This is a genomic window from Allobosea sp. Root670 (genome assembly GCF_001429415.1).
Lineage (GTDB): Bacteria > Pseudomonadota > Alphaproteobacteria > Rhizobiales > Beijerinckiaceae > Allobosea > Allobosea robiniae.
The window spans coordinates 423,265-444,959 of record NZ_LMJU01000017.1 but is presented as its reverse complement, the minus strand read 5'-3'; the positions used below and the strand labels follow the sequence as shown (position 1 = coordinate 444,959).

Sequence of the window (21,695 nt, the reverse complement as noted above, 5' to 3'; positions counted from 1 at the left end):
GGCAGCGATGATCATCGAAGCCGAGCGGCTCCGGTTGCGGGAATGAAATAATAATTCCATCAATTCGTCAATGCGGAATGTATGTTCCTAAAGCTTTAGGCGTGTCCGGCACGGCGGCCCCTGCCGCGTCCGGCCCGGCGCGCCTCGCCGACGCCGACGGCGAGCGCCATCGAGAGCGCCATGGTCGAGGCCAGCGTGCGAAACCCGCCGAAATCCGCCTCGGCGACCTCGAACCAGAGCTTGGCGATGCTGGCGAGCGGGGAGAAGGCGCTGTCGGTGATGGCGACGAGCGGCACGCCACGTTCCGCGAGGCCGCGTGCGTCCTCGATCGTCGCGGGCGCATAGGGCGAGAAGCTGATGACGAGGACGGCATCCTTCGGCGTCGCGAAGGCGATCATCTCGGGATCGAGGCCGGCAGCCGACTCGACGAGCTGGTTGCGGACCTGGAGCTTGCCGAGCGCATAGGCGAGATAGCTCGCCACCGGATAGGAGCGGCGCCGGGCGAGGATATAGATGGTCTCGGCGCGGGCGAGCACATCGATCGCGCGATCAAGCGTGGCTTCGTCGATGGTGCGGCTCATCACGTCCAGCGACTTGCGCGAGGCGGTCAGGAAGCCGTCGAGGATGCGGTGGTTGCCGGCCGCGGTGCCATCGCCGACCCGCAGCGTGTTGAGGCGTTCCTCATAGCTGGAATTGCGCTCGCGCAGGCGGGCGCGGAAGACGCCCTGCAGGCTGGTGAAGCCGTCGAAGCCGAGATGCTGGGCGAAGCGGATCAGCGTGGAGGGCTGGACGCCGGCCGAGACCGCGATGCTGGCGGCGGTGCCGAAGGCGATCTCGTCGGGATTGTCGAGAGCATAGGCTGCGATCTGGGCGATGCGCTTGGGCAGGCTTTCGCGCTGACTGAGGATCGATGCGCGCAATTCGTCGAAGTCGCGCGGCAGCTCCGCAACGGCGGTTTCGCTCATCCTGGATTCCCGTTGCCGTCCCTGTTGTCGACAGTTCTGGCAGCGAAGCGGAAATGGAGCAAGCGTTCCAATGGAGGAATGAACGCTCGACTATAGGTTAGCCCAGCGGTGCGGTTGTGCAGCTCTGGCCGCCATCGACCGGCAGGCAGACGCCCGTGATGAATTTCGCCTCGTCGGAGGCGAGGAAGACGGCGGCGTTGGCGATGTCCCAGGCGGTGCCCATCTTGCCCATCGGCACCTGTGCGTCGCGGGCGGCGACCATCTCCTGGACGGAGGCGTATTGCGCGGAGATCTGCTTGTAGATCAGCGGTGTGTCGATCAGTCCGGGCATGATGCAGTTCGCGCGGATGCCCTGCCTGGCATATTGCATCGCGAGCGCGACCGTCGCCTGGTTCACCGCGGCTTTGGTCGCGTAGTAGGCGAAGTACGGGTAGCCGGTCCAACGGATGGCGGCGAGCGAGGAGATGTTGACGATGGCGCCGCCACCGCCCTTCAGCATCTCCGGAACGACGGCCTTGGCGCAGCGATAGACCGAGCCGAGATTGAGCTGGAGCGAGAGGTTGAACTGCTCCTCGGATAATTCGACCGGGCCGCCCATATGGGTGACGCCGACATTGTTGTGGAGGATGTCGATGCGGCCGAAATGCCGCACGGTTTCCGCGACGCAGGCCTCGACCGAGGCAAGATTCGTCACATCGGCTGCGAGTGCGAGAGCCTTTCCGCCCTCTCCGGCGATGATCGCGGCGGTCTCTTCGGCGGCCGCGTGGTTCAGGTCGATGCAGGCGACGCCGGCGCCCTCGCAGGCGAAGGCTACGGCCGCGGCCTTGCCGTTGCCCCAGCCGGGTCCGGAGGAGCCGGCGCCGAAGACGATGGCGATCTTGCCCTTCAGCCGGTCGGCCATGAGGTAACTCCGATATGAAACAAGAAATGCCTCAGCCCTCATCCTGAGGAGCCGCGAAGCGGCGTCTCGAAGGATGTTCCAGTGAGCGCTGGAGCATCCTTCGAGACGCGGGCTTGCGCCCGCTCCTCAGGATGAGGGCTGAGGGAATTATGGCGTTGTCAGCTCAGCGAGCTGCCGACGGCCTTCTCCAGGATGCCCCAGGCCTCGTCGCCGTACTTCTTCTTCCACTCCGCGTAGAAGCCGGCCTTGCGCAGGGCTTCGCGGAAGGCGTCGGCCTTGGTCTCGTTGGCGACCATGCCCTTGGCGACGAGCTCGCCCTGCACGTTGGCATTGAGCTTGGCGACGTCGTCACGCTCGAGCAGCGCGGCGGCGTTGATGTTCTTGGCGACGATGGCGCGCAGGTCCTCCGGCAGCTTCTCCCAGGCGCGGCGGTTGGCCAGGAACCAGAAGCCGTCCCACATGTGGTTGGTCAGGGAGAGGTATTTCTGGACTTCGAAGAGCTTGGCGGTCGAGATGATCGCGAGCGGGTTCTCCTGGCCGTCGACGATCTTGGTCTGCAGCGCGGTGTAGACCTCGGCGAAGTTGATCGAGGCCGGGGCCGACTGGAAGGCGGTGAACATCGAGGTCCAGAGCGGCGAGACCGGCACGCGGATCTTGAAGCCCTTGAGGTCGTCGGGCGTGTTGATCGGGCCCTTGGACGAGGTGATCTGGCGGAAGCCGTTATCCCAGATCTTGTCCATGACGACGAGATTGGCCTTGTTGATCTGGCCGCGGACGTAAGCCCCGAGTTCGCCGTCCATCGCCTTCCAGACCGCATCGTAGTTCGGGAAGGCGAAGCCGATGCCGGAGAGCGAGGCGTTGGCGACCAGCGTCGAGAGGATCAGCGGCGAGAGCGTGAAGAACTCGACGCCGCCCGAGCGGACCTGGCTCAGCATGTCGGTGTCGGAGCCGAGCTGGTTGTTCGGGAAGATCTGGATGTCGACGCGACCCTTGGTCTCTTCCTTGATCTTGGCCACGGCCTCGTTGGCGCGCGTGTTCATCGGATGCGCGACGGGCAGGTTGTTGGCGTATTTATAGGTGAACTCGGCGGCCTGCGCGTTGGCGCGGCCGATATGGAAGGTGCCGATGGCGGAGGCGGCGGCTGTCGCCTGAAGCAGGGTGCGGCGTGAGATGGTCATGGGCGTTTCTCCTTGAGCGTGTCTGGTTTCTTGCTGGTTTCTTGTTGTGAGCTTCACAGCACCCAGGTCGAGAGGCCGGGCACGAGGGCGATGACGACGAGGCCGACGATCAGGGCGAAGATATAGGGCCAGACCGCGCCCATCGCCTCGTCCGGCGAGACGTTGCCGATCTTGCAGGCGATGTAGAAGCCGATGCCGATCGGCGGCGCCATCAGGCCGATATTCATCGCGGTGACCACGACCATCGAATAATGCACGTCGTTGATGCCGAGGTTCTTGGCGATCGGGAACATCAGTGGCGCCATCAGCACGATCGCCGGCAGGCCTTCCAGCACGCAGCCGAGGATCATGAAGACGACGATGGTGACCGCCATGAAGGTGAGCCAGCCGCCGGGCAGGTTCGCCATGAAGACGGCGAGGTCGCGGGCGAAGCCGGTCTGGGTCAGCGCCCAGGCCATGGCGAGCGCCGTGCCGAGAATGACCAGGATCGCGCCGGAGAGTGCCGCCGTCTCGACCAGCATCTGGTAGAACTTGCGCAGGCCGATGCCGCCATAGAGCACGATGCCGATGACGAGCGCATAGAGCACTGCGATGGTCGAGACCTCGGTCGCGGTCGCGACGCCGCCGCCGACCGCGGCGCGGATGATGAAGGGCAGGACGAGGGCCGGCGCGGCGACGAGCGCCACCTTGCCGATCACCGCCAGCGGCGCGCGGCGCACGCCCTTCATGTCCTCAGCCGCCGCCTTCCAGCGGGCGAGACCGGCGAGCGCGACCAGCAGAACGCCGGCGATGACGAAGCCCGCGTTGAACAGCCCGGCAATCGAGACGCCGGCGACCGAGCCCAGCACGATCAGCACGATCGAGGGCGGCACGGTGTCGGCCATGGCGGCGCCGGTCGAAAGCAGCGCGATCAGGTCCTTGGGCTTGTAGCCGCGCCGCTTCATCTCCGGGAACAGCGCGGGGGCGACCGTCGCCATGTCCGAGACCTTCGAGCCCGAGATGCCCGAGACCAGATAGAGCGAGCCGAGCAGGACATAGGACATGCCGGCGCGGACATGGCCGAGCAGGGAGGCGAGGAAATCGACGATCGCCTTACCCATGCCGGTCGCGTCGAGGATGCAGCCGAGCAGCACGAAGATCGGCACGGAGAGCAGGATGAGGCTCGACATGCCCTCGTCCATGCGCCCGATCATGACGATGGTCGGGACGCTGGTCGAGAAGGCGAGGAAGGCGAGCGTGCCCAGCCCGAAGCAGAAGGCGATCGGGACGCCCGCAACGAGGCAGGCGGCGACGACGCCGAGCAGGAAGATCAGGATGTTGTAGTAGCCGAGCCCCTTCAGCGTCGGCCCGAGCAGCCAGAAGGCCAGGCCGAACCCGCCGACGACCAGCACTGCTGCGGCGATGTCGACGAGGCGCGCGGTCTTGAAGATATAGCGCAGGGTGAGCAGCAGCATCAGCACGATGCCGACGGCCAGCGCCGAGACACGCCAGCTGACGGGGATGTTGAGCGCGGCCGAGGTGACGTAGCTCTCTTCCATTGCATATTCGATGGCCGGGTCGACCATCGCGGCCAGGAAGGCGGCAACCGCGACGAGTGCCAGCGTCTCGACGAATTCGCGCAGCCGCGGCGGCATCATGCCGACGAACAGCGACAGTCGCAGGTGCTCGTTGCGGTCGACCGCGATGGCGGCGCCGAGCATGGCAAGCCAGATGAAGGCGATCGAGGCGACCTCGTCGACCCAGACGAAGGGCAGCGAGAAGACATAGCGCGAGACGACGCCGAGCAGCAGCACGCCGATGATGAAGGCGACCAGCACGGCAGCGACGGCCTCGACCGGGCGCATGATGGCCGAGCCGGGACGTGCGTCCTCGTTCTCGCTGAGGTTCTCAGGGATTTTCAGGGTATCGATGACATCGACCATGCGGCGGCCTCAGGTGCCGGTCGCCGGACGCGAAGCGCCCGCTATGCAGGATGCCCTGGGGGCCATCGTTCCGTTCCTCCCTCCGCGCCGATCTTGTTGGGTCGTCGGCGTCGCTTGTGGTCCACACTGTGAATAGCCGGACAGCGGGACGGCAGGCAGATTACACAAGGGAAGCGGCATTGCAATCCGCAAAGCGCCCATCTACGGTTGGAGAACAAGAACAAGGTCCATATCATGGACTGTGTGGAGGAGCGCTTGCCGCCAAATTTCGCGCCCGAAGCCGGGCTGTCCGGCTCGCAGAGCGTCGACCGCGCGCTCGGGCTGCTCTCGCTGATCGGGCGGGAGCCGGCCGAGGGGTTGCCGCTTGGCGAGATCGTCTCCGGCAGCGGCCTCAACAAGCCGACGACGCGGCGCCTTCTGCTGGCGCTGATGCGGGCGGGATTGGTCGAGCAGGAGCCGCAGACGCGGCGTTATTGCCTGGGCGAGGAGGCCTTCGTGCTCGGCGTGCTGGCCGCGCGGCGCCATAGCCTGCTCGAGATCGCGATGGAGGGCCTGCGCCGGCTTTCGGCCGAGACGCAGGATACGAGCTTCCTCACCGTCCGGCGCGAGAACTATGCGATCTGCCTGCATCGGGAGGAGGGGACCTATCCGGTCCGCACGCACGCGCTGCAGGCCGGCGACCAGCACCCGCTCGGCGTCGGTGCGGGCTCGCTCGCCATGCTGGCGGCCCTGCCGGACGACGATGTGGACCGGGTCATCGCGGCTAACGAGGCCGTCTTGCTGGCCCGCTATCCAGGCTTCGCGCCGCAGGCTTTGCGGTCCGACGTCGTCGGGACACGGGCGCGCGGCTTCTCGCTCAATCCCGGCCGGCTCGTCGCCAGCTCATGGGGCATCGGCCGGGCTTTCCGCTACCCGGACGGGCGGGTCGCAGGGGCGCTGTCGATCGCCGCGATCGACAGCCGGATGGTACCGGCCCGGCAGGCAGAGCTTTCGCTCCTGCTGGCGCGCGAAGCCGAGCGGCTGGAAGCGCTGCTCAAGCAGATGTTCGTATCCAAGCGGGCAGCACGGCCAACCGTGGCCGCCGCACCGCGTTCCATCGAGACAGGGAGAGCCGCAAGATGAGCTCTGCAAAACCAGCCCCGACCGGGGGCGTCGTGCCGATGACGCGGCGTGTGATGAACCTCGCCCATATCGCGACGCAGAATGCCCGGCGCCTGCCCGCACACCCCGCCTTCATCTGGGGCGAGAAGACGCTCGACTGGGCCGAGATCGATGCGCAGGTCTCCGCGCTGGCGGCGGGCCTGCGGGCGCGTGGCATCGGCAAGGGCGACCGCCTGCTGGTTCACTCCAAGAACTGCGACGCGATGTTTATCTCGATGTTCGCGACCTTCCGGCTCGGCGCCGTCTGGGTGCCGACGAATTTCCGCCTGCTGCCGGACGAGGTCGCCTATCTCGCGACGGCTTCCGGCGCCAAGGGTTTCCTCTGCCATGGCGATTTCCCGGAACATGCCGCGGCGGTCGCGGCTGCGAGCCCGGCGCCGGAGTTCACCTGGCGGATCGGCGAGGGCGCTTTCGGCGAGGACGAGGTCGGCGCCGTGATCGCGCGCCACCGCGGCGAAAAGGTCGAGAACGCCGGGGTCGAGCACGACGATCCCTGCTGGTTCTTCTTCACCTCCGGCACGACCGGGCGCTCCAAGGCGGCGGTGCTGACCCATGGCCAGATGGGCTTCGTCATCACCAACCATCTCTGCGACCTCGTGCCCGGCTCGACCGAAAAGGACGCCTCTCTGGTGGTGGCGCCGCTCTCGCATGGCGCAGGCGTGCACCAATTGATGATCTCGGCGCGCGGCGCGTCCTCGATCCTGCTGCCGACCGAGCGTTTCGACATCGACGAAGCCTATCGCCTGATCGCGAAGCATCGCATCAGCAACATCTTCACAGTGCCGACGATCCTGAAGATGCTGGTCGAGCATCCCGCCGCCGACCAGCACGATCATTCCAGCCTGCGCTACATCATCTATGCGGGCGCGCCGATGTATCGCGAGGACCAGAAGGCGGCGCTCAAGAAACTCGGCAAGGTGATCGTGCAGTATTTCGGGCTGGGCGAGGTCACCGGCAACATCACCGTGCTGCCGCCGGCCCTGCACGAGGCCGAGGACGGCCCGAACGCCCGCATCGGCACCTGCGGCTTCGAGCGCACGGGCATGCAGGTGCAGATCCAGGACGAGGACGGCAAGGAGGTCGAGGCGGGCGTCCAAGGCGAGATCTGCGTGATCGGGCCGGCCGTCTTCGCGGGCTATTACGACAACCCGGAAGCCAATGCGAAATCCTTCCGCAACGGCTGGTTCCGCACCGGCGATCTCGGCCATATGGACGAACAGGGCTTCGTCTACATCACCGGCCGCGCCTCGGACATGTATATCTCCGGCGGCTCGAACATCTATCCGCGCGAGATCGAGGAGAAGATCCTGACGCATCCTGCCATCGCGGAGGTCGCGGTGCTCGGCGTGCCTGATCCGGTCTGGGGCGAGATCGGCATCGCGGTCTGCGTCAACCGGCCGGGCCAGAACGCGACCGAAGGCGAGATCGCGGATTTCCTCGGGCCCAAGATCGCCCGGTACAAGATGCCGAAGCGCTTCCTGTTCTGGGAGGCCCTGCCGAAATCGGGCTATGGCAAGGTGCCGAAGCGCCTCGTCAAGGACGAGCTGGAGAGGCGCGGCGAGCTCGATTTCCTGAAGGGGAAGGCATCGTGAGGCGCATCCAGCAGCCCGGTACGGGAACGCCCGAGCGCATCCAGTGGGTGGAGTGCGGCGGGCGCTCCTTCTCGCTGACGCTGCCGGCCGGTGTGCCCCTGCTGGAGGCGGTGAGGAGCGGCTTCGCAGCCGAGGGGTTCGCCTCGGGCGTGGTGAAGCTCGACGGGCTGAAACTCTCGCCCTTCGCCTATGTGATGCCGGCGCTGTCGAAGACGCCTGAGCATGCGGCTTTCTATAGCGACACCTTCCGGCCGGAAGGGGGAGCTGGTGTCGAAGTGGGCGCGATGACCTTCGGCCAGCGCGATGGCGCGCCGTTCTTCCATGCTCATGCGCTGTGGGTGGAGGGCGATGGCAAGCGCAGCGGCGGCCATATCCTGCCGGATGAGACGGTGGTTGCCGAGACGATCACCGTGGAGGCCGTCGGGCTCAATGGCGCGGTCTTTGCGGCCGAGCCGGATAGCGAGACGCATTTCAAGCTGTTCGGGCCGGTGGCGGCGGCATTGGGTGGCGCCGGGGCAGGGCGGTTCTTCGCGCTGCGGGTGAAGCCGAATGTCGATTTCTGCGGGGCATTGGAATCGTTTTGCGCAGAGCGCGGCATCCGCGAGGCTGTCATCCATGGCGGTGTCGGCTCGACCATCGGGGCGCGGTTTGTCGATGGTGGTGTGGTCGAGAATTTCGCGACGGAGGTTGCGATCACGGAGGGGCGGATCGCCCGCGGTGCCGGCGGCTTCGAATCGGCGATCGATGTCGCCTTGGTCGACTATAGCGGCGCTCTGGCGAGCGGCCGCCTGAAGCGTGGCGACAACCCGGTGCTGATGACGTTCGAGCTCGTGCTGGAGGCGCGTTGACGTTTCAGCCCGTCAACCGCCCTGCTGTTTCGCGATCTCCCGGTTGCGCAGATCCTTGCGCATGATCTTGCCGGTCGCAGTCAATGGCAGCTCCGTCACGAACTCGACCTCGCGCGGATACTGGTAGGCTGCCAGCCGGTCGCGCACGAAGGCCTGGATTTCCTTCGCCAGCTCCGCCGTCGGCGTCACGCCCGGCTTCGGCAGCACGAAGGCCTTGACGATCTCGGTGCGAACCGGATCGGGCACGCCGACGACCGCGACCATCAGCACGGCCGGATGGCGGATGATGCAATCCTCGATATCGCCGGGTCCGATGCGGTAGGAGCCCGAGGAGATGATGTCGTCGTCGCGGCCCTGGAACCAGAAATAGCCTTCCTCGTCGCGCGCGCCGCTGTCGCCGGTGACGAGCCAGTCGCCGATGAACTTCGCCGCGGTGGCTTCGGGCTGGTTCCAGTATTCCAGCATCATCACGGGATCGGGCCGTGCGACCGCGATCAGCCCCTGCTCGCCATCAGGCAGTTCGCGGCCCTCGGGCGAGATCACCGCGACGCGGTGGCCGGGCACGGCACGGCCCATCGAGCCGGGCTTCACCCGGTAGAGGCTCGCGCAATTGGAAACGAGCAGATTCGCCTCGGTCTGGCCGTAGAACTCGTTGACCGGGAAGCCGAAGGTCTCGCGGCTCCAGTCGAGCATGTCGGCGCCGAGCGTCTCGCCGCCGGTGCCGATCGAGCGCATCTGGTAGCCGAAGCGTTGGGGATTGTTGACTTGCCGCATCAGCTTGAGCGCGGTCGGCGGCAGGAAGGCGTTGCGCACCTTGTGCCTGTTCATCAGCGCGAAGGCGGCTTCGGGATCGAATTTGCGGGCGCGGGAGGCGAGCACCGGCACGCCGCAATAAAGGCTGGGCAGGAGCACATCGAGCAGGCCGCCGATCCAGGCCCAGTCGGCTGGGGTCCAGAACAGGTCGCCCGGCTGGGGGAAGAACTCCTGCGGCAATTGCACACCCGGCAGATGGCCGAGCAGCACGCGATGGGCATGCAGTGCGCCCTTGGGCTTACCTGTCGTGCCAGAGGTATAGATGATCACGGCGGGGTCGTCGGCGCGGGTGTCTGCCGCGGTGAAGCGGTCGGAGGCCTTCGCCATCTCCGCCTCGAAATCGAGATGACCGGCGCCGTCGACGACGAAGATCTTGTGCAGGTTCGGCAGCGCGTCGCGGATCGCCTCGACCTTGCCGATATTCTCGGCGTCGGTGACGAGCACGCTGGCGCCGCTATGGCCAAGCCGATGCTCCAGAGCCTCGGGTCCGAACAGGATGAAGAGCGGCAGGGCGATGGCGCCGAGCTTATAGGCGCCGAGATGGGCGATCGCGGTCTGCGGCGATTGCGGCAGCAGGATGCCGACGCGCTCGCCCGGGCCGATGCCGTGAGCGCCGAGCAGATTGGCGAAGCGGTTCGAGGCGCGAGCCAGTTCATCGAAGGAGAGTGTCGCGAGTTTTCCGCCGTCTTCCTCGAAGATCAGCGCCGGTTTGCCGGTGCCATCGGCATGGGCGTCCGAGCAGGCCGTGCCGATATTGAACCGCTCCGGGATGCGCCAGGCGAAGGCGTCCAGCGTGTCGCGATAGGTCGCGCGGTGTTCGAGCATGGTGGGCTCCGATCTTCGCATGCGTTTGCGCCGATCCTGCCCAGCCGGCCTATGGGCTGACAAGCCCGAGCGGAGCAGCTTACGGTTTGCGCAAAATTGCGGAGAAGCGAGGACATGCCCGTGACCAAACCGATCTGGGTCGAGGCCGCGATCAACGGCCCCTGGGGCAAGGAGCGCCAGCCGGGCATACCTGTCAGCATTCGCGATATCGTCGCGGATGGCATCGCCGCTGTGGAGGCGGGCGCCGCCATCGTGCATCTACATGTCTACGACATGGCGACCGGCCGGCAGCGCGACGACTGGCAGCTTTATGCGCAGGCGATCGAGGGTATCCGCGCCAGGGTCGACGCGATCGTCTACCCGACCATCCCGATCCTCGGCTCGGGCTATGCCGGCGACATGATCGGCTCCGGCCGCTACACCCATCTCGAGGAGCTGGCGAAGCGCGGCCTCGCCGAATGGGGCGTGCTCGATCCCGGCTCGTGCAACTGGACGACCTTCTCCGGCATCCCGGAAGGCGAGGCCGGTTTCATCTACCAGAACCCCGGCGAGCATATCCGCGAAGGGATGGAGGTGGCTGAGCGCCACAAGGTCCATCCGAGCTATGCGATCTACGAGCCCGGCTTCACCCGGCTCGGCGCCGCGCTGGCCAGGGCCTATCCGGGCATGCCCATGCCGATCTACCGGCTGATGTTCTCGGATGCCTTCGCCTGGGGCTTTCCGCCGCGCGAATGGGCGCTGGAGGCGCATCTCAAGCTGCTCGCCGAGGATGCGCCCGATGCCCCCGTGATGATTGCCGGGCTCGGCGTCGATCTCAGAGACCTGATCGGCCCGGCCGTGGCGCGGGGCGTCCATGTCCGCGGCGGGCTGGAGGATGCGCCCTTCGGCTGCGACAAGACGAATCGCGAATTGATCGCGGACACCGTCCGCCGGGTCGAGGCTGCCGGCGGGAAGCCGGCAAGCGCGGCCGAGGTGCGGGATTGGCTGGCGCAGCAGGGGAAGGGAGAAGCGTAGTGAGTGTGCGCGATAAATTGCTCGACCGGTTCCTGCGCTACGTCGCGATCGAGAGCCAGAGCGACATGAAGGCGACCAGCCTGCCGAGCACGCCGGGCCAGCAGGTGCTGGCGGAACTGCTCGCCGGTGAATTGCGCGCGCTCGGGCTGGAGAATGTCGTGATCGACGATCACGCCACGGTGACGGCGCTGAAGCGTGGCACGAAGCCCGGCGCGCCGCGCATCGGCTTCATCGCCCATGTCGATACGGTCGATGTCGGCCTGTCGCCGGTGATCAAGCCGCAGTTGCTGCGCTTCGAAGGCGAGGATCTCTGCCTCAACGCGGAGAAGGACATCTGGCTGCGCGTCGCCGAGCATCCCGAGATCATCCGCTACAAGGGCAACGAGATCGTCTTCAGCGACGGCACCAGCGTGCTCGGCGCGGACAACAAGGCGGCGGTCGCGATCGTGATGACGCTGCTGGCGGAACTGCGCCCCGAGGACGAGCATGGCGACATCCTCGTCGCCTTCGTGCCGGACGAGGAGATCGGCCTGCGCGGCGCCAAGGCGCTCGATCTCGCCCGCTTCGATTGCGATTTCGCCTATACGATCGACAGCTGCGAGGTCGGCGAGGTCGTCTGGGAGAATTTCAACGCCGCCATGGCCGAGATCGTCTTCACCGGCGTCACCGCCCATCCGATGTCGGCGAAGGGCGTGCTGGTGAACCCGATCCTGATGGCGCAGGATTACATGGCCGCTTTCGACCGGGCGCAAACGCCGGAGAACACGGCCGGCCGCGAGGGCTATACCTGGTTCGTCGAACTCGTCGCCAATGCGGCCGAGGCGGTGCTTCGCGCCAATATCCGCGACTTCGACAAGGCGTCCTTCGAAGCTCGCAAGCGGCGGATCGGTGAGGTCGCGGTGGAGATTGCAAAGCGCTATCCGACCGGACGGGTCACCTCGGAGGTGAGCGATGTCTACGGCAATATCGCCGACAGCCTGGGCGAAGACCGGCGCTCGGTCGATCTCTTGATGGCGGCGCTGTCCGAATTGCAGATCGCGCCGAAGCGGATCCCGATGCGGGGCGGCACGGACGGGGCGGCGCTCTCGGCGCGCGGGCTGCCGACGCCGAATTTCTTCACCGGCGCGCATAATTTCCACTCGCGCTTCGAATTCCTGCCGCTGCCGGCTTTCGAGACCTCCTATGAGGTGGCGCGGCGCATCTGCCTGCTGGCGGGGCAGGGCGCCTAGCGCGGCTTGTCGCATTGGCGTGCGGCTCGCCGGTGCCTACATGAGGTGGGCAGGAACAGCGAAAGCACGATCCGCATGTCCGAACGCGACGCCGAAGCCAACCGATTCTCCGCTCGCGCGGCGCGCTATGCCCGCGTCGGCGCCAATGTCGGCGGGGTGGCCGCCCGGATGGCCGGCGCCCGGCTCTTCGGCGTCGAAGGGCGCGATGCCTCCAATGCCGAGGCGCTGGCCAAGGCACTGGGCGGGCTGAAGGGGCCGATCATGAAGGTGGCGCAGCTCGTCGCCACCATTCCCGATGTCGTGCCGCCGGAATACGCCGCCGAATTGCAGAAGCTGCAATCGCAGGCGCCGCCGATGGGCGCGGCCTTCGTCAAGCGCCGGATGATGGCCGAGCTCGGTGCCAGCTGGCGCGAGCGCTTCGGTGAATTCGATCTGAAGCCGGCGGCTGCGGCCTCGTTGGGGCAGGTGCATCGCGCGACGACGCTGGAGGGCGCGGCGCTCGCCTGCAAGCTGCAGTATCCCGACATGGAATCGGCGGTGGAGGCCGATATCGCGCAACTCGAGGTGCTGTTCTCGCTGCACCGGCGCATGGGCGCGGTGATCGATACCACCGAGATCGCCAAGGAGATCGGCGCCCGTGTCCGCGAGGAGCTCGACTACCGGCGCGAGGCCAAGCATGCCGCGCTCTATCAGGCGATCCTGTCGGATACGCCGGAAATTCGCGTGCCGGCTGTCGAGGCCGGGCTCTCGACCGGGCGGCTTCTCACCATGCACTGGCTCGAGGGCAGCCCGATTCTCTCGCACAAGCAAGACGGGCAGGCGGTGCGGGACCGGATCTCGACGGCGATGTTCAAGGCGTGGTGGCGTCCGTTCAGCCATCACGGCGTCATCCATGGCGATCCGCATCTCGGGAACTACACGGTGTTCTCGGAGAGCGGGGAGCCAAAGGGCATCAACCTGCTCGACTACGGCTGCATCCGCATCTTTCCGCCGAGCTTCGTCGGCGGCGTCGTCGATCTCTACAAAGGCCTGCGCGACGGCGAGGAGGCCCGCGTCGTCCACGCCTATGAGACCTGGGGCTTCAAGGGACTGACGAAAGATCTCGTCGACACCCTGAACATCTGGGCACGCTTCATCTATGGGCCGCTGCTGGAGGACCGGGTCAGGCGCATCGCCGAGGATGTCAGCCCGGCCGAATACGGGCGCAAGCAGGCTTTCCAGATGCATCAGGCCCTGAAGGCGCGCGGACCCGTGACGGTCCCGCGCGAGTTCGTGTTCATGGACCGCGCCGCGATCGGGCTCGGCGGCGTCTTCCTGCATCTCGACGCCGAGCTGAATTTCCACCGCTTGTTCGAAGCGGAGATCGAGGGATTTTCCGTCGAGCGCGTCGCGGCGCAGCAGGGTGCGGCACTGACGGCTGCGGGGTTGAAGCCGGCGGCATAAGGCGCTCAGTCGCCGTCTGCCTCCGTGAAACAGGGGCTGCCGATACCGTCGGTCCGACCCGACGGGCGGCGATGCCATGCTCCCGGCCGCTGCCGAGTGACGTAATCGTTCTCAAAATTGGCCAATAACGAGAATAATCCTCTATTTAAATCGATTGAATTGGTCGGCATCGTCCGCTAGAGAGTGGGCGTGCGAGGTTGCGACGGCATGCTCCACCGTTGCAGCAAGCTGCCGCGTTGCCCGTGCGTCGCGGGTGCGCTACAGGCTTAGAGAGACTGTGTCTTTTTCAGGATCGAGACCATGGCCGACCACGCCCATCACGCCGACGCCCCCGCGATGGACTATCCCGAGCATGAGCGGACTTATACCGGCTTCGTGCATTTCGCCGAGGTTGCGACCGTCGCCTCGCTCGCCATCGTCGCGGCGCTTGCCGTCGGCGGCACCAAGCACGCCTGGGGCACGGCGCTGATCGGCACGCTTCTTGCCGTCATCGGCACGGGCATCGGCATCGCCGCCCCGTCGATCTCCTGGCGCGCGCCTCTCGTCTCGCTGGTGCTGATGCTGCTCGCGCTGCTCCTGCTCTGACCGTCTCCCCATAACGCCGGAAAGGCCTTTTCCCGCCATGCGCATTGCTGTCCCAGCCGAAACGCAAGGGGCGGAAACCCGCGTCGCAGCGACGCCGGAGACCGTCCGCAAGTTCAAGGGCCTCGGTGCCGAGGTCGTGGTCGAGGCCGGGGCGGGCAAAGCCTCCGGCATCCTCGATGCGGATTATGAGGCAGCAGGGGCGACGATCGCGAAAACGGCGGCGGAAGCGCTGGCCGGCGCGGCTATCGTGCTGAAGGTGCGGCGTCCGTCGGAGAGCGAGATCGCCGGCCTGCCGGCTGGTGCGCTCGTCGTCGCGACGATGGACCCCTATGGCAACGAGGCGCAGGTCGCGGCGCTGGCCAAGGCCAATGTCGCCGCCTTCGCCATGGAGTTCATGCCGCGCATCACCCGGGCCCAGGTGATGGACGTGCTGTCCTCGCAGGCCAATCTCGCGGGCTATCGCGCCGTGATCGACGGCGCGGCCGAATACGGCCGGGCGCTGCCGATGATGATGACGGCGGCGGGCACCGTGCCGGCTGCGAAGATCTTCGTGATGGGGGTCGGCGTCGCCGGCCTGCAGGCGATCGCGACCGCGCGGCGCCTCGGCGCCATCGTCACCGCGACCGACGTGCGCCCCGCCACCAAGGAACAGGTCGAATCGCTCGGCGCCAAGTTCCTCGCCGTCGAGGACGAGGAATTCAAGCAGGCGCAGACCGCCGGCGGCTATGCCAAGGAGATGTCCAAGGAATACCAGGCGAAGCAGGCGGAGCTGACCGCGAGCCACATCGCCAAGCAGGACATCGTCATCACCACCGCGCTGATCCCGGGGCGGCCTGCGCCGAAGCTGATCTCGGCGGCGATGGTCGAGAGCATGAAGCCCGGCTCCGTGATCGTCGATCTCGCGGTCGAGCGCGGCGGCAATTGCGAGCTCGCCAAGGCGGGCGAAGTCGTGACCACCGATAACGGCGTCAAGATCGTCGGGCATCTCAACGTGCCCGGCCGCCTGCCCGCAACCTCCTCCTCGCTCTACGCCAAGAACCTCTTCGCCTTCGTCGAGACGCTGATCGACAAGGCCGAGAAGAAGCTCGCGGTGAACTGGGACGACGAGCTGGTCAAGGCGACCGCCCTGACGAAGGACGGTGCCGTCATCCACCCGAATTTCTCAGCCAAGGCCTGAGCGAAGGAATTCCGACCATGGCAACTCCCTCCACCGAACAGGCTCTCGAACAGGCCCGCAACGCGGCCGCTCTCGCCAAACAGGCAGCCGAGCTCGCCGAGCGCTACGCCGATCAGGCTGCGGCCGCGGCCAGCATCGCGACCGGCGGCGTCGACCCGACGGTCTATCGCCTCGCGATCTTCGTGCTCGCCGTCTTCGTCGGCTACTACGTCGTCTGGTCGGTGACGCCGGCGCTGCACACGCCGCTGATGTCGGTCACCAACGCGATCTCCTCGGTCATCGTCGTCGGCGCCTTGCTGGCGGTCGGCGTCGAGACCCTGCCGACGCTCGGTGACGGGCCGATCTGGGCCAAGGTCTTCGGCTTCCTCGCGCTGGTCCTCGCCTCGGTGAATATCTTCGGCGGCTTCCTCGTCACCGAGCGAATGCTCGCGATGTACAAGAAGAAGGGCTGATCGCCATGGCCGCGAACCTCTCAGCCCTGCTCTACGTCGTCTCCGGCGTCCTCTTCATCATGGCCCTGCGCGGCCTGTCGCATCCGACGACCTCGCGACAGGGCAACCGCTACGGCATGATCGGCATGGCGATCGCCATCGTCACGACCGTGGTGTTCTTTCCGCCGTCGGGCTTCTCGGGCTGGCTGCTCGTCATCATCGGCATCGCCATTGGCGGCGGTATCGGCGCGGTCATGGCCAAGCGCGTGCAGATGACGCAGATGCCGCAGCTCGTCGCCTTCTTCCACTCGCTGGTCGGCCTTGCCGCGGTGCTGGTGGCGGCGGCGGCGCTCTATGCCCCTGAAGCCTTCGGCATCGGCCATGCCGGCTCGATCAAGGGCGCGAGCCTGTTCGAGATGGCGCTCGGCGTCGCGATCGGCGCGGTCACCTTCACCGGCTCGATCATCGCCTTCCTCAAGCTCGACGGGCGGATGAGCGGCAAGCCGATCATGCTGCCGCAGCGCCATGGCATCAATATCGGGCTCGGCATCGCGCTCGTGGTGCTGCTGGCGATCTTCATCAAGAGCGAGAGCCACACCGTCTTCTGGCTGATCGTCGCGGTCTCGCTGGTGCTCGGCGTGCTGCTGATCATCCCGATCGGCGGCGCCGACATGCCGGTCGTCGTCTCGATGCTGAACTCCTATTCCGGCTGGGCCGCGGCGGGCATCGGCTTCACGCTCGGCAACATGGCGCTGATCATCACCGGCGCGCTGGTCGGCTCGTCCGGTGCGATCCTGTCCTACATCATGTGCAAGGCGATGAACCGGAGCTTCATCTCGGTCATCCTCGGCGGCTTCGGCGGCGATGACGCCGCGGCCGGCGCGGGTGGCGCGGTCGAGGCACGGCCGGTCAAGCAGGGCTCGCCCGACGATGCCGCCTACATCATGAAGAATGCCGGCAAGGTCATCATCGTGCCCGGCTACGGCATGGCGGTGGCACAGGCGCAGCACACGCTGCGCGAGATGGCCGACCTGCTCAAGAAGGAGGGCGTCGAGGTCAAATACGCCATCCATCCGGTCGCAGGCCGCATGCCCGGCCATATGAACGTGCTGCTGGCCGAGGCCAACGTGCCCTATGACGAGGTCTTCGAGCTCGAGGACATCAACTCGGAATTCGGCCAGGCCGACGTCGCCTTCGTCATCGGCGCCAACGACGTCACCAACCCGGCCGCCAAGACCGACAAGTCCTCGCCGATCTACGGCATGCCGATCCTCGACGTCGAGAAGGCCAAGACCGTGCTCTTCATCAAGCGCGGCATGGCGGCGGGCTATGCCGGCGTCGAGAACGAACTGTTCTTCCGCCCCAACACCATGATGCTGTTCGGCGACGCCAAGAAGGTCACCGACGCGATCGTCAAGGCGATGGCGCACTGACGCGCCGAGCCGTCATCGGATTGCTGCAAAGGGCCGGCTTGATCGCCGGCCCTTTCGTTTCCGGAACCTGCATCGCGCGATGATCCGGCGTCTGCTGAAACTGCTGCTGTTGCTGGGGCTGGCGGGCTACTTCGCCGGGCTGGGCATGCTCTATCTGCGCCAGCGCGAGATGATGTATCCGCGCGATCCGGCGAGGGCGGACATCACTGCGGCCGGGCTCGCCGCCGCCGAGGAGGTCAGCGTGGCCACGGCCGATGGCGAGCGGCTGGTCGCCTGGGTCGTGCCGCCGCGTGCGGGCAAGCCGGTCCTGCTCTATTTCCACGGCAATGCCGGCAATCTCGGCAGGCCCGGGCGCGTGGAGCGCTTTCGGGGGCTCACGGAGGACGGCACGGGCCTGTTCGCCATCAGCTATCGCGGCTATGGCGGCTCCTCCGGCACTCCGAGCGAAGAGGGGCTGCTGCAGGACGCGCGGGCGGCCTATGGCGCTGCTGCGGCGCGGTTCGGCGCCGGCAGGCTGGCCGGATACGGCGAGTCGCTGGGCACCGGCGTGGTGCTGAAGCTCGCGGCAGAGGTGCCGCTCCAGGCGGTGGTGCTGGAGGCGCCCTATCGTTCGACCCTGGCTGTGGAGCAGGGGCTCTATCCCTATCTGCCGCTCAGCCTGGTGATGAAGGACCAGTTCCGCTCGGATGAGATCATCGCCCGGGTCCGGGCGCCGCTGCTCGTGCTGCATGGCGAGCGCGACCAGGTGATTCCCTTCGCGCAGGGACAGCAGCTCTACGCGCTCGCGAACGCGCCCAAGCGCTTCCTGGGCTTTGCCGCGGGGCGGCACGCGGATCTGCCGCGCTACGGATCGATCGGCGAGATCAGGCGTTTCCTGGCCGATGCCGTATCAGGCAGCATCGGCGGGGCGGAACGCCGCATGATCGGGGAGGGAGCCGGCCCGCGCCCCTGAGGCGCGCCTCCGATGCTCCGTCAGCTCCGGAAGAAGCCGCCCCCGCCGCCGAGGCGCGATGAGCCGGCGCGGGCCTGGGCATTGTTGCCGTCGATGGAAAGCGCGCGCTGATAGGCTTCGGAGGCTTCGGCCTTCTTGCCGAGCTTCTCGAAGGCGAAGCCGCGGCCGGCCCAGGCATTGGCATTGCGGTTGTCGACGTTGAGGGCGGCCGTGAAGTCCTCCTGCGCGGAATCGTACTTGCCAAGCGCGTTCAGGCTCTCGCCGCGCGCGATATAGGGCGGGGCGGTGTAGGGATTGCGGTCGATCACCGAGTCGAAATCGGTGACGGCATTCTGATGCTGGCCTTCCTTCTGGTAGACGAGGCCGCGGGCATGGAAGGCTTCCGCCGATTCGGGATTGAGCCGGATCGCGGTGTTGAGATCGGCCAGCGCCTGCTGGCTGTTGCCCTGCGCGCGCAGCAGATTGGCGCGGGCGATATAGGCCGGCGCATAATTCGCATTGGCGGTGGTGGCGCGGTTGAAATCGGCGAGCGCCGAATCGGCGCGGCCGCTCTGGCGCAGCGCGAGGCCGCGATTCGTATAGGCGGAAGCGAGGGTCGGATCGATCTGCACCGCCTTGGTGAAGTCCGAGATCGCATCCGAGAAGCGGCCGACGCGGGCATAGGCCGCGCCGCGGGTGTTATAGGCGCCGGGGTCGTTCGGATTGCGCGAGATGACCTCGCTCAGCGAGCCGATATTGACGCTGGCGTCGGCGGTGTCGCGGGTATCGAGTTCGGCGACGGCGGGCTGTGAGCCGAGATTGGAGACGGTGTCGCAACCCGCCAGGGCCAGCGCCATGCCGGCTGCGGCCAACCAGTAATTGCCTCGGATCATGCTCTGCCTCATCGGTTTTCGTGCTTCGCTTGCCGCGATGCCCTCGTTCCGGAGGATGCCCGGCTTCCGGATCGCCATGCGTCCTGCTGGGCGCAAAGTGACGAACCGGCTTATTGTTCCAGCACCGGATTTGTTCGAAAAGCGGATTTCACTTTTCGGTCCGATGCAAGCCGTCGCGGCGTGGTCGCGCTCCCAGACCGGCAGCGCTCTCTCGGAGAAGACGCCCGAAATCCGCCAAAACTTGGTTAACGTCGCTCAAATGACAACGCGCCCGGAGCGAGCTCCAGGCGCAAATCACTATCGGCCCTGTCATGGCAGCCCCAAACAGGGCAGCCAGAGGGTCTCAGGGGCGCTTGGGCTTCACCGGCGCGGGCAGGAGGCCTTCGCGCTGGAGCTTCTTGCGCTGGAGCTTGCGGGCGCGGCGCACGGCCTCGGCCTCTTCGCGAGCGCGCTTCTCGGAAGGCTTTTCGTAGTGGCCACGAAGCTTCATCTCACGGAAGATGCCCTCGCGCTGCATCTTCTTCTTGAGGGCGCGGAGCGCCTGATCGACATTGTTGTCGCGAACGAGAACCTGCACGTGAAACGTCCGTCCTTAACGGGTTGATCCAAGAATGGAGGCCGGCGATAAGCCAGAGCCCACCGCGCGAAGATGGGTGCCGATAGCAGAATTCATTTCGGCTGTCCACGCCGCAATCCCTTGAAAATGCGGGGTCGGATGCAGTTCGGGGATCGGCCTGGAACCGGGCGCTCAGGCGCGCTCGTCCGTGACCCGGGTGACATGGCCCATCTTGCGGCCCGGACGGGCGTCGCGCTTGCCGTAGAGATGCAGATGCGCGCCGGGTTCGGCCAGCAGTTCGCGCCAACGCAGCGCGCTCGCACCGATCAGATTTTCCATCTCGACGCGGCCGCGCCGGGCGGTCGAGCCGAGCGGGAAACCGCAGACGGCGCGGACATGCTGGTGGAACTGCGAGGTCTCGGCGCCCTCGCTGGTCCAATGTCCGGAATTATGGACGCGCGGGGCGATCTCGTTGACGACGACGCGCTCGGCGAGGTCGCCCTCGGCCTCGAGTACGAACAACTCCACGGCAAAGACGCCGACATAGCCGAGCGCCTCGCCGATGCGGCGGGCGGCGTCTATCGCCTGGAGCGATGCGCCTTCCGAGAGATTCGCGGGGATGCGGGTATAGGCGAGGATATGGTCGCGGTGCTCGTTCTCGCAGACGTCGAAGGCGGCGAAGGAGCCGTCGAGCCCGCGCGCGGCGACGACCGAGACCTCGCGCACGAAGGAGACGAAGCCTTCGAGGATCGCGGGAAAGCGCCCGATCGCCTCATGAGCCTGGGCGAGGTCGCTGCCCGGCGCGATCTTGACCTGGCCCTTGCCGTCATAGCCGAAGCGGCGGGTCTTCAGGACCGAGGGGCGGCCGAGCTCGGCGGCGGCCGTTTCGAGATCGGCGAGCGAATCGACGGCCCGGAACGGCGCGACGGCCAGGCCGAGTTCGGAGACGAAGCGCTTCTCGCTGAGCCGGTCCTGGGTCACCGCAAGCGCCCGCGCGCCGGGATGGAGCGGCACACGCGCAGCGAGGAAGGCGGCGGTCGCGGCCGGGACGTTCTCGAACTCGTAGGTGACGACATCGACGGCGTCAGCGAAGCGGGCGAGCGCCTCCTGGTCCTCATAATCCGCGACGGTATGGCGCGCCGCCACGTCGAAGGCCGGGCTGTCGGTCTCGGGCGCGAAGACATGGCAGCGGATGCCGAGATCGGCGGCGGCGAGCGCCATCATCCGGGCGAGCTGGCCGCCGCCGAGGATGCCGAGCATGGCGCCGGGGGCGAGGCCGGTGGGAACGGGAGGATTCATGCGTCGTCCCGGTTGGGGCGCTCGGCGATGCCGGCGCTCTGGCGGGCGCGGTAGGCGTCGAGGCGTTCGGCGAGCGCCTGATCGGACAGGGCGAGCACGGCTGCGGCAAGGAGGGCGGCGTTGACGGCGCCGGCGCGGCCGATGGCAAGCGTGCCGACCGGGATGCCGGCCGGCATCTGGACGATCGAGAGCAGGCTGTCCTGGCCCGACAGGGCCTTGGATTCGACGGGCACGCCGAAAACCGGCAGCGGCGTCAGCGATGCCGTCATGCCCGGCAGATGCGCGGCGCCGCCGGCACCGGCGATGACCACCTTGAAGCCCTCGGCCTTCGCACCCTTGGCGAAGTCGAAGAGCCGCTCCGGCGTGCGATGAGCCGAGACGATGCGGGCGTCATAAGGGATGGCGAGCGTGTCGAGAGCCTCGGCTGCGTGACGCATCGTCGCCCAGTCGGACTGGCTGCCCATGATGATGGCGACGGGTGGGCTGCTGGCTGCCATGG

20 protein-coding genes are annotated in these 21,695 nt (G+C 66.9%); 11 read left to right on the top strand and 9 right to left on the bottom strand.

What is annotated here, in order from left to right; all coding sequences use genetic code 11:
- Positions 1-95: 95 nt before the first annotated feature.
- The 4 genes from ASE61_RS20135 to ASE61_RS20120 form a co-directional block, all read right to left on the bottom strand.
- A complete protein-coding gene (locus tag ASE61_RS20135) occupies positions 96-965 on the bottom strand; it encodes a MurR/RpiR family transcriptional regulator (RefSeq protein WP_061969923.1) in 870 nt (289 codons plus the stop codon).
- A gap of 97 nt (positions 966-1,062) precedes the next feature.
- Positions 1,063-1,866: an SDR family NAD(P)-dependent oxidoreductase gene (locus ASE61_RS20130; protein ID WP_061969922.1), complete on the bottom strand. Its 804-nt coding sequence runs from the start codon at positions 1,864-1,866 to the stop codon at positions 1,063-1,065.
- Positions 1,867-2,024: 158 nt separating this feature from the next.
- Positions 2,025-3,044: a TRAP transporter substrate-binding protein gene (locus ASE61_RS20125; RefSeq protein WP_061969920.1), complete on the bottom strand. Its 1,020-nt coding sequence runs from the start codon at positions 3,042-3,044 to the stop codon at positions 2,025-2,027.
- A 53-nt stretch (positions 3,045-3,097) separates the two neighbouring features.
- Positions 3,098-4,966, bottom strand: a complete 1,869-nt coding sequence (locus tag ASE61_RS20120; protein WP_061969918.1) for a TRAP transporter large permease subunit — start codon at positions 4,964-4,966, stop codon at positions 3,098-3,100.
- Positions 4,967-5,200: 234 nt separating this feature from the next.
- Here ASE61_RS20120 and ASE61_RS20115 point away from each other — a divergent pair, with 234 nt between their 5' ends.
- From ASE61_RS20115 to ASE61_RS20105, 3 genes are read left to right on the top strand one after another with little or no spacing between them, the layout of a single operon-like run.
- Positions 5,201-6,088: an IclR family transcriptional regulator gene (locus ASE61_RS20115; RefSeq protein WP_061970301.1), complete on the top strand. Its 888-nt coding sequence runs from the start codon at positions 5,201-5,203 to the stop codon at positions 6,086-6,088.
- Positions 6,085-7,719 (top strand): acyl-CoA synthetase, encoded by a 1,635-nt coding sequence (locus tag ASE61_RS20110; RefSeq protein ID WP_061969916.1) that lies wholly within the window; start codon positions 6,085-6,087, stop codon positions 7,717-7,719. The genes ASE61_RS20115 and ASE61_RS20110 overlap by 4 nt, the downstream gene beginning before the upstream one ends.
- Positions 7,716-8,567 carry a PCC domain-containing protein gene (locus ASE61_RS20105; protein WP_061969915.1) on the top strand — a complete coding sequence of 284 codons (852 nt, stop codon included), beginning with the start codon at positions 7,716-7,718 and terminating at the stop codon, positions 8,565-8,567. The genes ASE61_RS20110 and ASE61_RS20105 overlap by 4 nt, the downstream gene beginning before the upstream one ends.
- A 12-nt stretch (positions 8,568-8,579) precedes the next feature.
- Here the strand turns inward: ASE61_RS20105 and ASE61_RS20100 are convergent, their stop codons facing one another.
- Positions 8,580-10,205 carry an acyl-CoA synthetase gene (locus ASE61_RS20100; RefSeq protein ID WP_061969913.1) on the bottom strand — a complete coding sequence of 542 codons (1,626 nt, stop codon included), beginning with the start codon at positions 10,203-10,205 and terminating at the stop codon, positions 8,580-8,582.
- Between the two features lie 120 nt (positions 10,206-10,325).
- Between ASE61_RS20100 and ASE61_RS20095 the strand changes: the two genes are divergently transcribed.
- From ASE61_RS20095 to ASE61_RS20060, 8 genes are all read left to right on the top strand, one after another.
- Complete coding sequence (locus ASE61_RS20095) at positions 10,326-11,219, top strand: 3-keto-5-aminohexanoate cleavage protein (protein WP_244492921.1); 894 nt, start codon at positions 10,326-10,328, stop codon at positions 11,217-11,219.
- Positions 11,219-12,448, top strand: a complete 1,230-nt coding sequence (gene pepT / locus ASE61_RS20090; protein ID WP_061969910.1) for a peptidase T — start codon at positions 11,219-11,221, stop codon at positions 12,446-12,448. Before ASE61_RS20095 ends, pepT begins: the two co-directional genes overlap by 1 nt.
- A 75-nt stretch (positions 12,449-12,523) precedes the next feature.
- Entirely contained in the window at positions 12,524-13,891 is a 1,368-nt protein-coding gene (locus tag ASE61_RS20085) for an ABC1 kinase family protein (RefSeq protein WP_061969908.1), read from the top strand.
- Between the two features lie 300 nt (positions 13,892-14,191).
- The gene (locus ASE61_RS20080) at positions 14,192-14,476 is read left to right on the top strand and encodes an aa3-type cytochrome c oxidase subunit IV (RefSeq protein WP_061969907.1); all 285 of its coding nucleotides are present in this window, start codon (positions 14,192-14,194) and stop codon (positions 14,474-14,476) included.
- A 37-nt stretch (positions 14,477-14,513) separates the two neighbouring features.
- Positions 14,514-15,653: a Re/Si-specific NAD(P)(+) transhydrogenase subunit alpha gene (locus ASE61_RS20075; RefSeq protein ID WP_061969905.1), complete on the top strand. Its 1,140-nt coding sequence runs from the start codon at positions 14,514-14,516 to the stop codon at positions 15,651-15,653.
- Between the two features lie 17 nt (positions 15,654-15,670).
- The gene (locus ASE61_RS20070) at positions 15,671-16,105 is read left to right on the top strand and encodes an NAD(P) transhydrogenase subunit alpha (RefSeq protein WP_061969903.1); all 435 of its coding nucleotides are present in this window, start codon (positions 15,671-15,673) and stop codon (positions 16,103-16,105) included.
- 5 nt (positions 16,106-16,110) lie between these two features.
- Positions 16,111-17,517, top strand: a complete 1,407-nt coding sequence (locus tag ASE61_RS20065; protein WP_061969901.1) for an NAD(P)(+) transhydrogenase (Re/Si-specific) subunit beta — start codon at positions 16,111-16,113, stop codon at positions 17,515-17,517.
- Between the two features lie 79 nt (positions 17,518-17,596).
- Positions 17,597-18,469, top strand: a complete 873-nt coding sequence (locus tag ASE61_RS20060; protein ID WP_156407171.1) for an alpha/beta hydrolase — start codon at positions 17,597-17,599, stop codon at positions 18,467-18,469.
- Positions 18,470-18,489: 20 nt separating this feature from the next.
- Here ASE61_RS20060 and ASE61_RS20055 read toward each other — a convergent pair whose 3' ends face one another.
- The 4 genes from ASE61_RS20055 to purE form a co-directional block, all read right to left on the bottom strand.
- Positions 18,490-19,341: a tetratricopeptide repeat protein gene (locus tag ASE61_RS20055; protein WP_185745081.1), complete on the bottom strand. Its 852-nt coding sequence runs from the start codon at positions 19,339-19,341 to the stop codon at positions 18,490-18,492.
- 343 nt (positions 19,342-19,684) lie between these two features.
- On the bottom strand, positions 19,685-19,918 hold the full coding sequence (rpsU, locus tag ASE61_RS20050) for a 30S ribosomal protein S21 (RefSeq protein ID WP_061969899.1): 234 nt from the start codon (positions 19,916-19,918) through the stop codon (positions 19,685-19,687).
- A 171-nt stretch (positions 19,919-20,089) separates the two neighbouring features.
- On the bottom strand, positions 20,090-21,196 hold the full coding sequence (locus ASE61_RS20045; RefSeq protein WP_061969897.1) for a 5-(carboxyamino)imidazole ribonucleotide synthase: 1,107 nt from the start codon (positions 21,194-21,196) through the stop codon (positions 20,090-20,092).
- Positions 21,193-21,693 (bottom strand): 5-(carboxyamino)imidazole ribonucleotide mutase, encoded by a 501-nt coding sequence (gene purE, locus ASE61_RS20040; RefSeq protein ID WP_061969895.1) that lies wholly within the window; start codon positions 21,691-21,693, stop codon positions 21,193-21,195. Before purE ends, ASE61_RS20045 begins: the two co-directional genes overlap by 4 nt.
- Positions 21,694-21,695: the final 2 nt, after the last annotated feature.

Bases quoted from the DNA above. Each gene is read 5' to 3' on its own strand.
- ASE61_RS20135 (WP_061969923.1), bottom strand. From the start codon at position 965: ATGAGCGAAACCGCCGTTGCGGAGCTGCCGCGCGACTTCGACGAATTG.
- ASE61_RS20130 (WP_061969922.1), bottom strand. From the start codon at position 1,866: ATGGCCGACCGGCTGAAGGGCAAGATCGCCATCGTCTTCGGCGCCGGC.
- ASE61_RS20125 (WP_061969920.1), bottom strand. From the start codon at position 3,044: ATGACCATCTCACGCCGCACCCTGCTTCAGGCGACAGCCGCCGCCTCC.
- ASE61_RS20120 (WP_061969918.1), bottom strand. From the start codon at position 4,966: ATGGTCGATGTCATCGATACCCTGAAAATCCCTGAGAACCTCAGCGAG.
- ASE61_RS20115 (WP_061970301.1), top strand. From the start codon at position 5,201: ATGGACTGTGTGGAGGAGCGCTTGCCGCCAAATTTCGCGCCCGAAGCC.
- ASE61_RS20110 (WP_061969916.1), top strand. From the start codon at position 6,085: ATGAGCTCTGCAAAACCAGCCCCGACCGGGGGCGTCGTGCCGATGACG.
- ASE61_RS20100 (WP_061969913.1), bottom strand. From the start codon at position 10,205: ATGCTCGAACACCGCGCGACCTATCGCGACACGCTGGACGCCTTCGCC.
- ASE61_RS20085 (WP_061969908.1), top strand. From the start codon at position 12,524: ATGTCCGAACGCGACGCCGAAGCCAACCGATTCTCCGCTCGCGCGGCG.
- ASE61_RS20080 (WP_061969907.1), top strand. From the start codon at position 14,192: ATGGCCGACCACGCCCATCACGCCGACGCCCCCGCGATGGACTATCCC.
- ASE61_RS20075 (WP_061969905.1), top strand. From the start codon at position 14,514: ATGCGCATTGCTGTCCCAGCCGAAACGCAAGGGGCGGAAACCCGCGTC.
- ASE61_RS20070 (WP_061969903.1), top strand. From the start codon at position 15,671: ATGGCAACTCCCTCCACCGAACAGGCTCTCGAACAGGCCCGCAACGCG.
- ASE61_RS20065 (WP_061969901.1), top strand. From the start codon at position 16,111: ATGGCCGCGAACCTCTCAGCCCTGCTCTACGTCGTCTCCGGCGTCCTC.
- ASE61_RS20060 (WP_156407171.1), top strand. From the start codon at position 17,597: ATGATCCGGCGTCTGCTGAAACTGCTGCTGTTGCTGGGGCTGGCGGGC.
- ASE61_RS20055 (WP_185745081.1), bottom strand. From the start codon at position 19,341: ATGATCCGAGGCAATTACTGGTTGGCCGCAGCCGGCATGGCGCTGGCC.
- ASE61_RS20045 (WP_061969897.1), bottom strand. From the start codon at position 21,196: ATGAATCCTCCCGTTCCCACCGGCCTCGCCCCCGGCGCCATGCTCGGC.
- purE (WP_061969895.1), bottom strand. From the start codon at position 21,693: ATGGCAGCCAGCAGCCCACCCGTCGCCATCATCATGGGCAGCCAGTCC.